The 13,860-nt window shown below is 73.5% G+C and carries 10 protein-coding genes; 3 read left to right on the forward strand and 7 right to left on the reverse strand.

From position 1 onward, the window contains the following. The 6 genes from FHU37_RS01010 to glgX form a co-directional block, all read right to left on the reverse strand. On the reverse strand, positions 1-642 hold the full coding sequence (locus tag FHU37_RS01010; RefSeq protein WP_179812342.1) for a hypothetical protein: 642 nt from the start codon (positions 640-642) through the stop codon (positions 1-3). 1,839 nt (positions 643-2,481) lie between these two features. After that, positions 2,482-3,165: an ABC transporter gene (locus FHU37_RS01015; RefSeq protein ID WP_179812343.1), complete on the reverse strand. Its 684-nt coding sequence runs from the start codon at positions 3,163-3,165 to the stop codon at positions 2,482-2,484. Continuing rightward, the gene (locus tag FHU37_RS01020) at positions 3,162-4,136 is read right to left on the reverse strand and encodes an ABC transporter ATP-binding protein (protein WP_179812344.1); all 975 of its coding nucleotides are present in this window, start codon (positions 4,134-4,136) and stop codon (positions 3,162-3,164) included. Before FHU37_RS01020 ends, FHU37_RS01015 begins: the two co-directional genes overlap by 4 nt. 84 nt (positions 4,137-4,220) lie before the next feature. Beyond that, positions 4,221-5,087, reverse strand: a complete 867-nt coding sequence (locus tag FHU37_RS01025; RefSeq protein WP_246449517.1) for a phosphotransferase — start codon at positions 5,085-5,087, stop codon at positions 4,221-4,223. 185 nt (positions 5,088-5,272) lie between these two features. Continuing rightward, positions 5,273-5,782, reverse strand: a complete 510-nt coding sequence (locus FHU37_RS01030) for a DUF732 domain-containing protein (protein ID WP_179812345.1) — start codon at positions 5,780-5,782, stop codon at positions 5,273-5,275. A 232-nt stretch (positions 5,783-6,014) separates the two neighbouring features. Continuing rightward, complete coding sequence (gene glgX / locus FHU37_RS01040; protein ID WP_246449519.1) at positions 6,015-8,429, reverse strand: glycogen debranching protein GlgX; 2,415 nt, start codon at positions 8,427-8,429, stop codon at positions 6,015-6,017. A gap of 959 nt (positions 8,430-9,388) precedes the next feature. Here glgX and FHU37_RS01045 point away from each other — a divergent pair. The 3 genes from FHU37_RS01045 (at position 9,389) to FHU37_RS01055 (ending at position 13,066) form a co-directional block, all read left to right on the forward strand. Continuing rightward, on the forward strand, positions 9,389-10,618 hold the full coding sequence (locus tag FHU37_RS01045) for a DUF5919 domain-containing protein (protein ID WP_179815930.1): 1,230 nt from the start codon (positions 9,389-9,391) through the stop codon (positions 10,616-10,618). 247 nt (positions 10,619-10,865) lie between these two features. Beyond that, the gene (locus FHU37_RS01050; RefSeq protein WP_179812346.1) at positions 10,866-11,570 is read left to right on the forward strand and encodes a 3'-5' exonuclease; all 705 of its coding nucleotides are present in this window, start codon (positions 10,866-10,868) and stop codon (positions 11,568-11,570) included. Positions 11,571-11,827: 257 nt separating this feature from the next. After that, positions 11,828-13,066 carry a styrene monooxygenase/indole monooxygenase family protein gene (locus tag FHU37_RS01055; RefSeq protein WP_179812347.1) on the forward strand — a complete coding sequence of 413 codons (1,239 nt, stop codon included), beginning with the start codon at positions 11,828-11,830 and terminating at the stop codon, positions 13,064-13,066. Here FHU37_RS01055 and FHU37_RS01060 read toward each other — a convergent pair. Next, a complete protein-coding gene (locus FHU37_RS01060; protein WP_179815931.1) occupies positions 13,033-13,809 on the reverse strand; it encodes a sirohydrochlorin chelatase in 777 nt (258 codons plus the stop codon). The genes FHU37_RS01055 and FHU37_RS01060 overlap by 34 nt on opposite strands. Positions 13,810-13,860 lie beyond the last annotated feature (51 nt).

Genomic DNA, 13,860 nt, shown 5'->3' on the forward strand with positions numbered 1-13,860 from the left:
CTAGCAGGCGCGATCCCGGTCTGGTTCGGCAGTGTCCACCACCCACGAGCCGTTATAGATGCTCATGTGCGAAACAAGGACGAATCTCTCTGCTTGGTTCGCGAGATCAACGGGTTCCCCGGTGTCCTTGTATTCGGGAATCCAGTTGGTGACGTCGATGCAGTCCGTGATCGTCGCACGATGGGGGGTGTCTGTAAGATCTATGGCGTCAACTACGGGGTTGATGCTTGGTTCGCCCGTGTAGACGATGTTCTGTTGGCTCAGACGTATCAACTGCTCCTCGACCCACGCCCTGCCTTTGTCAACGGAGTAGTCCCGTAGGGCGGTGTCCGCAGAGGAGCCCTTCGCGTACGCCTCCACCTGGGCGTCCCACCAGGCCCGGTAGACCTCGAGGACCTCCTCCTCGGCCGCCACGATCTCCGGGTCCCTGGACGGGGAGGTAGCCGCCGACGGTGTCGCGGAGGTGGCCGCGTCCGAGCCGGGTGTCGGACTCGCATCCGTCGCGGGGGTGGCGGCGCTCTGGTCCTCCGGGGCCGTCACCAACCACAGGGTGGTTCCCGCCGCGGCGGCGACCACCACCGCCAAGGCGACCACCAGCCCTGTGCGGCGTGTCCGACGGCCCCGGCTCCTCGCCTCTTCCATGGCTGCTGGCCCCCTCTCTCACCATGATCTTTCGTCATATCCTGGTGAAGAACGCGCGCACCATCTGACCACACCCTGTGGCTACTTCGCGACACTTCGAGCACACCGAATCATGGGGTGCGTCAACTGCCCGGCGCCTCAGTCCTGTTGAGGGTGACTCGGATCCGGACCTGCGCGGAGAACTGTACTCCGCATACCGTAGCGCCGGCTCTGACCTGTGGTCCTACCTGGCCGTTCCTCCACCGCCGACGTCTTCCGAGCGGTCGTTACCCTCTGCGCGCAGGTCTCACACCCGCCGACCCAACGGGCCGAGACCGGGGCCCACGCCGCCCCGGATGGGTGGCACTCGCGAGAATCTCCCCCGGAGTGCTCGTGCGGTGATCTCTGGCCAAGGTGTGACCCCCTCCGGCTCAGGCGCACGCAGACCCGGCGCGGTGGTTCTCGGCAGTTCCCGACGATGGTGTGCCGGCCGGGCCTCGCGGGTCCCAGCAGCCTCGATCGCCTTCCGCCCGGTCGGCAAGAGCCGGCATGCTCGGGCTGTTCGCGCCCCGGCACCTTCGCCGTTGCCCTGCTGTACCCCTCTGTAGTGGGGTCAGCTGTATACCCGCGTACTGCTCGTTTGTAAAGCAGCAACATTTCCTGTGGAGAATCGTTTTTCCACAGGCAGGAAATTCCTCTTTTCCTCCTCCTGGCATCTGGGCATCATGGAGGCATGACTCGATCCACCGATTCGTCGATATGGTTGCGACTGGTCTCCTTCTGGAAGGAGGGTGCACCAACCGACAAGGTAGCGCGTTGCGTCGGCTGCTTCTCGCCACGGTTCGGCGGCAATGGAGGAATCTCCCCATGTTCGCCGAGGAGCAGGTCGCCGCCTGGGGTGTGGCCGCTGGTGCGGCCGTCCGCTGGCTTGGAGATCCGCTCGGCGGAGCCTGCTGTGTCCGGAAGGCAGGCCATTTCCGTAGAGGTCGGCATCTCTTGGCTGCAGGGATCGAGTCATCGAGGCCTGAGTTTTCCTGCTCATCGCTTCGCTTGCCCGGGATGGTCGCGCTCTTCGGAAGTTCCTTCCAGGAGGAGGCTCGTGGGGCATTCCGTCGCGACAGAGAGTCTGTCGTCGCGTCGGTGCGAGCGATGGATCGAACGATGTGGCGCTACCTAGGGGCGCGCGGGCGTTACTTGCATCGGGTGCCCGTAAGAAGCCGCGAGGATGGGCGTGTGGGTCGGGCCTCGGGAAAGGGCGGTCCCAGAGGGAAACCCGGTTCTGGGTTGCTGTGTGGATAGGGGCCCCGGGAATGGGTGGGCTTGGGGCCGGGTTGGGCTGGGGTTCTGGAGGTGTGGGCCCCGGGGTTCTGGAGATGTGGGCCCTGAATAGGTGGGGCGTGGGCTGTGGCCGGGAGGGGGGAGCCCTTAATCGGCTGGGTGCTGTTGGGTGGGCTGGGGTTGGGGCGGCCGGGGTTCGGGCGGGGAGGGCTGGACAGGGGCTGGATTGGGCCGGGTTGGCGGTGGTGCCCAATGGGTGGGTGAGGCTGGGCGCCAGGAGATTGGGTTGGGCGGCGGAAAGGGGAGCGGGAGGGGGAGGGGGGGAGGGTCGGGGAACGGGGGAGTGGGGAGCGCGTTCTTCGGGAGAAGGGCTGTTGTATTACTTGTAGAGGGTGGCTGGAAAAACAGAGAGGCCCGGTATCTGGTAACAACCTTCGCAATCACTCACCCTCGGAATCCATGGCCCTGCCCCGTCCCCTCTTGGATGAAAGCCCTGTGCCCGTCCCTCAATGAGGAACCGAGGGGTGCCGGGGAATCAAAGAGGCGGGGCCTACTGGTTCGCCGGCCTCCGACTACCGACCCCTACTCGTAGGAGCGCCGGCGAGCCGCCGCGCAGGTCAGCCAGGTCACGCCTGCCACCAGTAGCAGCCCGGTGGCCAGTCCACCCCACGGCAGGCGCACCGCCCCCGCCTCCGCGCTCGACACCATGGTGGTGATCGCCGCGTTCGCCGGTGAGATGCCCACGACCAGCGCCAGGATGGCCCCCATACCCGTCAGGGGAATCGCGTACCCGGTGTGCCGCAGCAGCGGCGGGCTGCACAGGGCCCCGACCACCGTACCCACCAGCACGCAGACCAGCTGGGTCATCACCCCGGCCAGCACGGCCGCCGCCCGCTCCGTCTCCGCCCCGCCGCCGACCGGGCCGCTGATGGCCGCGATCACGGCCGTCCCGGCCCCCGCCATCACCACCCCCGCGGCCAGGGCCGCCAGCACTCCCGCCAGGTGCCCCCATCCCGGGCCGGCGGAGGCCCCCACGCAGGCCCGTGCCGCCGCCGGTTCGGCGGTGATCGTCCCCCGGATCAACCAGGCCGCGGCCGGAACCGTCGCCGCTCCGGCGTAGCCGAGCGAGTCCATCAGCGGCTGCCCGGGTTGGATCCCCACCGTCAGGATCAGCGCGTACAGCAGCACCGGCGGGAGCCACCGATAGGAGCGGAGCAGTAGCTCGGCCCGGTAGCCCACCAGCGCGACGAGCCGGCGTGTCGTCATCGGCTTCCGCCTTCCCCAGCCCTCTGGGCCCGCCCCGAGGGGCCGGCTTCCGTTTCGCGCACGGACCGCACATGGAGCGACGGCGCAGCGCCCAGCAGCCGCCGCAGCACGGCGTCGGAGTGTTCCGCCGCCAACTCCACCCGCGCCTCGCCGCCGGCCGGGCGGGTCACCACGCCGGCCGCGCCGACCGTGTGCAGCGCCGCGTCGAGTTCCGCCTCGGGCGCGGTCACCTCGATCGTCACCCGCAGTGCCGTGCGCCCGGCGGGCTTCCCGGCATCGGTGTCCTCGTGCTCGACGGGGAGGACGGGAGCGACGGGGACGACGGTGCCGTCCCGCACGGCGTGGCGGCTGGTGACCTCGCCTGCCAACCGGCGCGGGTCGTGGTCCACGAACACCACGATGCCTCCGGCCGCCACCCGTTCCCGCACCGCGTCGTCCAGCAGCGTCCGCGACGGCTCGTCCAGCCCGGTCCATGCCTCGTCGAGCACCAGCAGCCCCGGCTCGGCCATCAGCGCCTGCGTCACGGCCACCTTCTGGCAGCTCCCCTTGGACAGGTGGCGCAGCGGCACGGTGGCCTGGTCGGCGAGTCCCAGCCGTTCCAGCCAGTGCGCCGCGCGCCGGGCCGCCTCCCGGCGGCGGAGGCCGTGCACGCTGCCCAGGTGGGTGAGGTAGCCGGTGGCGTCGAACGGCAGGGCGGGTGCGAAGCGTTCCGGCACGTAGCAGGTGGACGGGCGCCCGTGGCCGCCGGTCAGCGGGAGGAGCCGGCCTCGGCTGGGCGCCTCGACGCCCGCGATGAGCTTCAGCAGGGTGGACTTTCCGCCGCCGTTGGCCCCCTCGATCCGGGCCAGCGTGCCGGGCTCCAGGCGCAGGTCGACGCCGCGCAGCACCCACGGCCCGCCGGCGCGGTACCGCTTGCCGACGTCTTCCAGGCGCAGCCCGCCGCCGGTGTGCCTCGCCGTGCCCTTCGACATCGCGGGCGCCTCCCGATCCGCGGCCCGGCGGTGCGAGGGTCGCCGCCGGCGGCCGGGTTCCGCGCGGCGGAGGACGCTCGCATCCTATGCGTGGTCGCCGTGCGGGGGAGGCTGGGTGTTCGGGTCGTGTGCGCGGGGGGACGGCGGTGGCGTGAGTGGCGCCGTCAGCCGTTCCCGGTGGGCGGCCGTCCACGCGTGGGCCGCGCGCACCCGCTCGGTCACTCCGGACTCGTGCAGCCGGCGCATGGCCGGTTCGCCGGCCGCGGCGGCGGATCGGATGCCGCGCCAGCAGCGGTCCTGCCACCACAGCACGGTGTCCAGCAGCCGTCCTCGGTCGTGTGCCGACAGACCGTAGGCGTCGGCGATCAGCCGGATGCGACGGGCGGCCTCGTCGGGGTCGGCGAGGGTGGGGCCGAGGCCGACGTACTGCCAGCAGACGTGCGCGACGTCGTGGACGCGCTCGCCGGGCGCGGCGATGTCCCAGTCGAGGAAGGCGACCGGGCGCAGCGCGGCGTCCCCGGGCGGTCCGCCGGGCCGGGCGTCGGGCCGAGCGTCGGGGCCCGGTCGGGCGGGGCCGTGCGGGGCGTAGACGGTGTTCTTGGGGGAGAGGTCGTTGTGGCAGACCACTTCCCCGCCGGCGGCGAGCGGGGTGCCGGCGGTCAGGTCGTGGAAGGCGCGCAGGAGTTCGGCGACGCGGACGAGGCTGGCGTCGGCGCTGACGTCGGGTGGCTGCCGGGCTTCCCAGGCGACGTGTCCGGGGACGAAGGAGAGCATCTCGCGTCCGCGGTCGTCGATGCCGAGGAAGCGTGGCGCGCCGGGCCAGCCGCGTTGTTCCAGGAAGCGGAGCAGCGCGTGGACGTAGTGGGCGCGGGGGCCGGGGGTGCGGCGCACGGTGTCGGCCACGCGTACGACGGTGTTGACGAATCCTCCGGCGAGTGGCTGTTCCTCCATGGTGGGCAGCCTGTCATGTCGCCGCCCTCTCGTCACGGGCTGTCGTGACGGCCGGCCGTCACGGCTTGGGGCGGCAGGGGGAGGAAGCGGACGGGGGAGGGCGGGGGCGAAGGGGGTAGGAGCCGGCCGGTCGGGCCGCTGGGTGGGGCGGGCCGACCGGCCGGTCGTGGTGTGGCCGCCGGGTTTCAGCCGAGCATGTTGGCCTGCTGCTCGATGCAGTAGCTGCCGATCGACACCCCGATGAAGGTGGAGGAGCCGATCTGGTCGAGGCCGGCCTCGTCGCTGACCATCCCGGTGACGGTGAGCATGTCGTCGCCGTTCTCGAAGGAGGTGCAGACGTCGTGGCCCAGCTGGATCAGTTCGTCGTCGCTCATCCCCTCGACGCCCGGCACGGTGTCCCGGGTGGTCTGCAGGAAGAGCTGGTCCTCGTCGACGAGGTCGGTGAGGTCCGCGCCCTCGGTGGTGTCCGCCTCACCGCCGGCCGTTTCCTCGGCGCCGCCTTCTTCGGCAGCGCCCTCGTCGGCGCCGCCCTCGGCCTCGGTCTCCGCCTCGGTCTCGCCTTCGCCGCCGCTGGCCGCGGGGGCGCTGGCCGCCGGGTTGGCGGCGTCCGCGGTGTCCTCCTCGGCGGAGCAGCCGACCAGCAGTCCGGTGGTGAGTAGACACGCCGCCACGGTGGTCATGGTGCGGATGCGCATGGGTCCCCCCTTGAAGATCGTTTGTCGGGTCCGGATCATCCTTCCACACGGACGGGGGACGCCTCACGGCGGTTGCCGGGGCACGGGTGTGCGGGCGGGCCGGGGGGGCGGCTCGGGTGGCCGTCAGGCCGGGCCGGCGGGGGCTGGGAGGGCAGAAGGGGGCGGCGGGGAGGGCGGGGGTGTGGGCGGAGGGCGTGGGGCGGGCCGGCGGGTGGCGCCGGCCCGCCCCCGGCTACTCGCGCGGCCGTTGCAGGACGACCAGTGAGCGGTCGGTGACCCGGAGTCGGGTTCCGGCGCCGACGGTGGCGCCGGTTCCGGGCGGGATGACCTCCGGCAGGGCGGTGTCGACCACGACCTGCCAGTCCGGCCCGTGGTCGACGACCGGGACCACGAAGTCCAGCGCCTCGTGGTGGGCGTTGAACAGCAGCAGGAAGGAGTCGTCCCGCAGCCGTTCGCCGCGCCGCCCGGGCTCGGAGATCGCCTCCCCGTTGAGGAAGACGGACAGTGACTTGGCGTGGGCGGCGCTCCAGTCGCGGTCGGTCATCTCCGCCCCCTCGGGGGTGAACCAGGAGATGTCGGAGAGCGCGTCGTGGGTGCCGGCGACCGGACGCCCGTGGAAGAACCGCCGGCGACGGAAGACCTGGTGGTTGCGGCGCAGCCAGATCATGTGGCGGGTGAACCGCAGCAGGGAGGCGGCCTCGGTCTCCCAGGGGTCCGGCTTGTCGCGTTCCTCGCTCCGGGCCCTCGTTCCCGCGGTCGGGGGCGGGGTGGTGGAGGGGGTGTCGGAGGCAGCCGCGGGGTGGGACGCGGAGGAGAGCGGGGTGGTGGAGCCGTGGGGGGCCTGGGAGCCCGTGCCGGGGTGGCCTCCGGTGACCGGGACGGCCCCGGCGGCGGAACCGGCGGGGACGGCGGGCCCGGTGGGCGCGGGCGGGACGGGGAGGGCGTGCGGCGGCGCCTCCAGGCCGAGGGGGTTCTCGCTGGCGCGCCGGTCGGTGGCGGCGGCCGGCCAGCGCACCCAGGCGACCTCGTTGTCCTGGCAGTAGGCGTTGTTGTTGCCGTTCTGGGTGCGGCCGAACTCGTCGCCGTGGCCGAGCATGGGCACGCCCTGGGACAGCATCAGCGTGGCGATGAAGTTGCGCATCTGCCGGACCCGCAGCGCGCGCACCGCCGGGTCGTCGGTGTCGCCCTCGGTGCCGCAGTTCCAGGAGCGGTTGTGGTTCTCGCCGTCGCGGTTGTCCTCGCCGTTGGCCTCGTTGTGCTTGTGGTTGTAGGAGACGAGGTCGCGCAGGGTGAATCCGTCGTGGCAGGTGACGAAGTTGATGGAGGCCAGCGGGCGCCGTCCGTCGTCCTGGTAGAGGTCGGAGGAGCCGGTGAGGCGGGAGCCGAACTCGGCGAGGGTGGCGGGTTCGCCGCGCCACAGGTCCCGCACCGTGTCGCGGTACTTGCCGTTCCACTCGGTCCACAGCGGCGGGAAGTTGCCGACCTGGTAGCCGCCCTCGCCGACGTCCCACGGTTCGGCGATCAGCTTGGTCTGGGAGACCACGGGGTCCTGCTGCACGAGGTCGAAGAACGAGGAGAGCCGGTCGACCTCGTGGAACTGCCGGGCGAGGGTGGCGGCGAGGTCGAAGCGGAAGCCGTCGACGTGCATCTCGGTGACCCAGTAGCGCAGCGAGTCCATGATGAGCTGGAGGACGTGCGGGGAGCGCATCAGCAGGCTGTTGCCGGTGCCGGTGGTGTCCATGTAGTAGCGGCGGTCCTCGGCGAGCCGGTAGTAGGAGGCGTTGTCCAGGCCGCGGAAGGAGAGGGTGGGGCCGAGGTGGTTGCCCTCGGCGGTGTGGTTGTAGACGACGTCGAGGATGACCTCGATGCCGGCCGCGTGCAGCGCGCGGACCATCGTCTTGAACTCCTGCACCTGGCCTCCGCGGTCGCCGGTGGAGGAGTAGGCGCCGTGCGGGGCGAAGAAGCCGATGGTGTTGTAGCCCCAGTAGTTGGCCAGGCCGGCGTCGACCAGGCGGTGGTCGTGCACGAACTGGTGCACGGGCATCAGTTCGATGGCGGTGACGCCGAGGGTGGTGAGGTGGTCGATGACGGCCGGGTGGCCGATCGCGGCGTAGCTGCCGCGGATCTCCTCGGGCAGCCCGGGGTGGAGGTAGGTCAGGCCCTTGACGTGGGCCTCGTAGATGACCGTGCGGTGGTACTCGGTGCGCGGCGGGCGGTCGTTGCCCCAGTCGAAGTAGGGGTTGATCACCACGGAGGTCATGGTGTGGCCCGCCGAGTCGGCGTCGTTGCGGCTCTCCGGGGAGCCGAAGTGGTAGCCGTAGACGGACTCGTCCCAGTCGACGCGTCCGCTCATCGCCTTGGCGTAGGGGTCGAGCAGCAGCTTGTGGGGGTTGCACCGGTCGCCGGTGTGCGGGCGGTAGGGGCCGTGCACCCGGAAGCCGTAGCGCTGGCCGGGTTGGATGCCGGGGAGGTAGGCGTGGCGCACGAAGGCGTCGGTCTCGCGCAGTTCCACGCGTTCCTCGGTGCCGTCGTCGCCGATCAGGCAGAGCTCGATGCGTTCGGCCACCTCGGAGTAGACCGCGAAGTTGGTGCCCGCGCCGTCGTACGTGGCGCCGAGCGGGTACGGCTGTCCCGGCCAGACCTGCATGCCCACCTGCTTCCGTACGCCCGTCCGGCGAGTCGGCCGGCACGGAGACCTTCCGCGAAAATCGTCGCGCAGTTCGACGTCCCCCGGTACGACTTCCCGGCATCTTCCTCCGAATGTTGGTGTCGGGGCGGGCGCGCGGTGGCGCACGGTCCGTCCACACGGGCCCGGCCGACGGCTGAGTGCTCGTCACCTTTCCTCTGTTGTGCCCAAATGAACAGAACATGTGCATGTCTGATCGGACTGCGGTGGTGATCACGGGACAGTAGGCTTGATCACTCGTGGCGGAGGAGCACGGCCCTCCTCCACCGCGATTCCGTGACCAGCGGGGAAGGGACCAACGAGCCACCGTGGCAGCACACATCGGGCGCCCGTCCGGCGACGGCGCCGACGAGGCCCCCGGGCCGTCGGGGGCGGAGCCGGACGACCCCTCCGACCCCGTGACCGGGCCGTACGGCGGTGGCGCCGGCGGCGGTGCTCCCTACGACGACGGCCGGTACGACCGGGCCGCCGGCTACGACGACCGACCCGGCTACGACGACCGACCCGGCTACGACGACCGGGCCGAGTACGACCGGGCGGGCTACGAGGACGGCGGGGCCTTCGGCGGCGGCGAGCCGTACGACGGCGGCCCGGGCTATCCGGACGCCGGCTACCCCGACGCCGACCATCCGCTCGGCGGCTACGGCGAGCCCGACTACGCCGGCGCGGACTACGCCGGCGCCCCGGGCGGCGGCGCCGGCGAGGAGCGGCGCGCCGACGGCTCCGCCCGCCGCGGCCCCGCCGCCGGACCGGGCCCGGACGGGTACGGCGGCGGCCCGTACTCCTCCGCCCTCCCCTCCGACGCCGCCCTGACCGGTGGCGGCCCCACCAGCCCGTACGACGCGCCCACCCTCCCCGGCCTGCCCCCAGGCCCACCGCACGGCACCCTCTCCGGCAGCATCCCGGCACAGGCAGGCCCGATGGAGCAGCAGCACGTCCCGGGGCGCGACCCGCTCTCCGGCACCCCCGAGCGCCGCGCGCCGTCCACCATCAGGCCGGACGGCGTGGACATCCTGGCCTGGACCGAGCGGGAGTGGAACGACGCCCTGACCCGGGTCCGTCGCGACGGCCGCGCCTACGTGTGGCTCAACCTGGTGGAGCAGCGGCTGCGCGCCGTGGTCGGCGCCGTGCTCCGCCCCATCTACGAGCCGGTGCACGGCGACGACTGGGTGGTCGCCGCGGCCGGGCCCGGCGGCGCGGAGTGGGCCGACCGGGCCGCGGCCGTGCGGGAGGTCAGCCGTCGCAAGGGCTACCTGCTCGACCCGGCCGACGACGACCTGCTGGTCTTCCTCACCCTTCCCCAGCTGCGTGAGCTGATCGCCGGCCACTGGCCGTGCTTCGCGCCCTTCCTCGACGACCGCCGGGAGCTGGAGCTGGCGCTGGACGAGCTGGAGGTGGCCCGGCACGTGGTGGCCCGCAACCGCTCGCTGACCTCCACCGTGCTGGCCCAGGCCGAGCGGACCGCGCTGCGCCTGCTGCAGGTGCTGGGCGGCAACCGGCGCGCCGACGACGAGGCCGCCGAGGCGCCCCGCCGGATGCCGGTGGACGTCATCGAGGACCTGGTGGCCGACCGCTACGCCGACGTGATCGGGGTGCACCCGGACCGGGTGCGGCTGCAGCGCGAGCTGCCCATGGAGGAGCTGCTGCGCGGGGCCCGGACCCTGGACGCCGTCGGCATAGCGCTCAACCCGCTGGTGCAGAACTTCACCGCCCGCCGGCTGGCCCGCCTGGCCCTGGACGGCTGCCGGATGCGGCTGCTGTTCATCAATCCGGCCAGCAGCACGGTGCGCCGCCGGGAGCGGGAGCTGGGGCTGTCCCGGGGGGAGCTGGCCCGCACGGTGGAGGCGAACATCATCCAGATGCGGCGGGTGCGGGCGCGGGTGGCCGACCCTGCGGTCGGCCGGGCGGCCGAGGACTTCCAGATCCGGGTGTTCGACGAGACCCCGCGGTTCACCGCCTACCTGGTCGACGGCGACGGTCCGGACGGACTGGCCGTCATCCAGCCGTATCTGCGGCGGGCCCGGGGCACCGAGGCCCCGGCGCTGGTGGTGCGGGGGCGGGGCGGTGAGCGCGGCGCGGAGCCGGGGGTGTTCGACCTGTACCGGGAGGAGTTCGAGGGGGCCTGGGAGGCGTCCCGGCCGGTGTCCTGACCGGCCGCTTCGGGCCCGGACGGCTGACGGAGCGCCCGGCCGGCCGCCGCGCACGGTGATGACGGGTCCTCGACAGCAGGTCGCCACGCCGGTGCGCCGGCGTGTGCGACGGGCGTGCGCCGGCGCATGCGCGATGCCCGCCGAGGGCGCGCGCGAGACGCGTACGCCGGGCCGGCAGGAATCCGATGTCGGAGGAGCTGGGCAGGATGTCTGTCAGGACATCACGCAGAGAAGAGGGGTGCCCGGGATGAGCTGGCACAGGAACCTCATGGTCGGCTTCGACCTCGAGACCACCGGAACCGACCCCCTGACCGCCCGGATCGTCACCGCCGCCCTCGTCGAAGTGGCCGACGGCGAGTTGGTGGCCCGTCACAACTGGCTCGTCGATCCCGGCGTGCCCATCCCCGAGGAGGCCGTCCGGATCCACGGGGTGACCAACGAGCGCGCCCGGTCCGAGGGGGAACCGGCCGCCGAGTGCGCCGCGCGCATCGCGCGCCGGCTGGCCCGCTACTTCGCCACCGGCACGCCGGTGGTGGCGTTCAACGCCGCCTTCGACTTCAGCGTGCTCTCCGCGGAGCTGGTCCGGCACGGCCTGCCGTCCCTGGAGCGGCTCTCCGGCGGGGTCGCCGCGCCGATACTGGATCCGCTGACCATCGACCGCCGCGTCGACCGCTACCGGCGCGGCTCACGGAACCTCGAAGCGGTCTGCCGGGAGTACGGGGTGACCCTGGAGGGCGCCCACGAGGCGGGGGCGGACGCCCTGGCCGCCGTGCAGGTGATGGCGGCGATCGCCGGGCGCTACCCGGAGATACGGTCGACCCCGCCGGCGGAGCTGCACCGCAGTCAGATCGCCTGGTACGCGGAGTGGGCCACCGGCTACCAGGCGTACCTGCGGCGCACCCGGGATCCGCTGGCGGTGGTCGACACGCTGTGGCCGGTGCGGACGGCCTGACGGGAGGCGGACCCGACGGGAGGCGGGCCTGACGGAGGCGCGGCCCGACGGGGGCACGCAGGGGTGGCGCGGCTGGGAAGTGGCCGCACGCCGGGGGCCGTTCGGCCGGTGTCGGGGCAGAATGGCCCGTCCGGACGGGAGGATGACGGCCCGCCGGCCAGCGACCACGGGCACCCGGGCCCGCCCGGGACGGCGCGGGTGGACGGGGGCCGGGCGGGTCGGGTCCGCCGTCGCCCACCTCGTGTCAGGAGAGCGCCATGCCCCAGATCCTCGTCGTCGGCGCGGGCCAGTCCGGCCTGCAGCTCGCGCTCGGGCTCCAGGCCCGTGGCCACCGGGTCACCGTGGTCACCGACCGGTCCGCCGAGCGGATCCGGTCCGGTCGGGTGCTGTCGACCCAGGTGATGTTCGACAGCGCGCGGGCCCACGAGCGGGCGCTCGGCCTCGCCCACTGGGACGCCGAGGCGCCCGCCGTCGGGGGGATCGGCGTCTCGGTGGCCGACCCCGGGGGCGGACGGGCGCTGGACTGGCTCGGCCGGCTGTCCGCCCCCGCGCACTCCGTGGACCAGCGGATCAAGATGGCCCACTGGCTGGAGGAGTTCGCCACCCGGGGCGGGGAGGTGCGGGTGGGGGCGGTGACCGCCGAGGACCTCGACGCGCTCTCCGCCGGATACGACCTCACCGTGGTGGCGGCCGGCCGCGGAGGGCTCGGCGGGCTGTTCGCGCGCGACGCCGCCCGCTCCACGCACGACGCGCCGCGGCGCGCGCTGGCGGTGGCCTACGTGCACGGCCTGGCGCCGCGCCCCGAGCACCCCTTCCCGGCGGTGGCCTGCAACCTGGTGCCGGGCGTCGGCGAGCTGTTCGTCATACCGACGCTGACCCTGACCGGGCCGGCCGACATCCTGTTCCTGGAGGGGGTGCCGGGCGGTCCGCTGGACGTCTTCGACGGCGTCACCGACCCCGGGCAGCACCTGGAGCTGACCCGGGAACTGATGAAGCGGTACCTGCCGTGGGAGTGGGAGCGGGCCCGCGGGGCGGAGCTGACCGACGCCGGCGGCACGCTCGCCGGCCGGTTCCCGCCCACCGTGCGGCACCCGGTCGCCGTGCTGCCGTCGGGCCGCCCGGTGCTGGGCATGGCGGACGTGGTGGTGGCCAACGACCCGATCACCGGCCAGGGCGCCAACAGCGCGGCCAAGGCCGCCGCCTGCTACCTGGCGGCGATCGAGGAGCGCGGGGACGGTCCGTTCGACCGCGCCTTCATGGAGGCCGCCTTCGAGCGCTTCTGGGACTACGCCCGGCACGTGGTGCGCTGGACCGACGCGATGCTGGCGCCGCCCCCGGAGCACGTGCGGGAGATCCTCGGCGCCGCCGCCGGCCTGCCCGAGGTGGCCGACCGCTTCGCGAACGGCTTCGACGACCCCGCGGACCTGGCGGAGTGGTTCCTCGACCCGGAGGGCGCCGCCGCCTACCTCGACGCGGCCCGGGCGCGCCGGGGCTGACCCTGGGTGGGGACCGCCGGCCAGGGCGCGGCGAGCGCCCGCGTGTGGCGGTGCAGCAGCAGGCGGGCGACGGCGGGGGAGGGGCCGAGGACGTCGCCGACGATGTCGGCGCCGGCCGCGGCCGCGCCGTCCCGGGCGATGTCGGGCAGCCGCCCGGGCGCCAGGAAGTAGCGGGCGACGGCGACGCGGCGGGCGCCGGCGGCGCGCAGGGCGGCGACCGCCTCGGGGACGCGGGGCCCGGCGGCCGAGGCGTAGGCGGGCAGCACCGAGTGCCAGCCGGCGCGGGTCCGCCACTCGGCGGCCAGGGCGGACATCCGGGCGCGGACGGCCGGGTCGGAGCAGCCGGCGGAGGCGAGCACCACGCCGAGCCGGGGGTCGCCGGTGGGGGCGCCGGCCTGGCGCAGCCGCTCCTCCAGGGCGTCCAGCAGCAGCGGGGACGGGCCGAGGACGTCGGCCTGGCGGATCGCCATCCGGTGGTGGCGGGCGCGTGCTCCGTCCAGCACGCCGGGGATGTCGTCGGTGGCGTGGTAGGCGCGGCCCAGCAGCAGCGGGACGGCGACCACCCGGCGGGTGTGGCGGGCGGCCAGGCGGTCCAGGGCGTCGTCGAGCGACGGGGTGTCGAAGTCGAGGAAGCCCACCTCGACGCGGGTTTGCGGCCGCTGCCGGCGGACCTGGTCGAGCAGGGCGTGGATGGTGGCGGCGTGGCGCGGGTCGCGGCTGCCGTGGGCGACGGCGAGCAGCACGGCGCCGTCCTCCGGCGCCCGCGCGGGGGCGGGCGCCGGGGTGGGCGGTGT

Source organism: Allostreptomyces psammosilenae (assembly GCF_013407765.1).
Lineage (GTDB): Bacteria > Actinomycetota > Actinomycetes > Streptomycetales > Streptomycetaceae > Allostreptomyces > Allostreptomyces psammosilenae.

Coding starts and splice junctions, on each gene's coding strand:
- FHU37_RS01010 (WP_179812342.1), bottom strand. CDS start 642: ATGGAAGAGGCGAGGAGCCGGGGCCGTCGGACACGCCGCACAGGGCTG.
- FHU37_RS01015 (WP_179812343.1), bottom strand. CDS start 3,165: ATGACGACACGCCGGCTCGTCGCGCTGGTGGGCTACCGGGCCGAGCTA.
- FHU37_RS01020 (WP_179812344.1), bottom strand. CDS start 4,136: ATGTCGAAGGGCACGGCGAGGCACACCGGCGGCGGGCTGCGCCTGGAA.
- FHU37_RS01025 (WP_246449517.1), bottom strand. CDS start 5,087: ATGGAGGAACAGCCACTCGCCGGAGGATTCGTCAACACCGTCGTACGC.
- FHU37_RS01030 (WP_179812345.1), bottom strand. CDS start 5,782: ATGCGCATCCGCACCATGACCACCGTGGCGGCGTGTCTACTCACCACC.
- glgX (WP_246449519.1), bottom strand. CDS start 8,429: ATGCAGGTCTGGCCGGGACAGCCGTACCCGCTCGGCGCCACGTACGAC.
- FHU37_RS01045 (WP_179815930.1), top strand. CDS start 9,389: ATGGAGCAGCAGCACGTCCCGGGGCGCGACCCGCTCTCCGGCACCCCC.
- FHU37_RS01050 (WP_179812346.1), top strand. CDS start 10,866: ATGAGCTGGCACAGGAACCTCATGGTCGGCTTCGACCTCGAGACCACC.
- FHU37_RS01055 (WP_179812347.1), top strand. CDS start 11,828: ATGCCCCAGATCCTCGTCGTCGGCGCGGGCCAGTCCGGCCTGCAGCTC.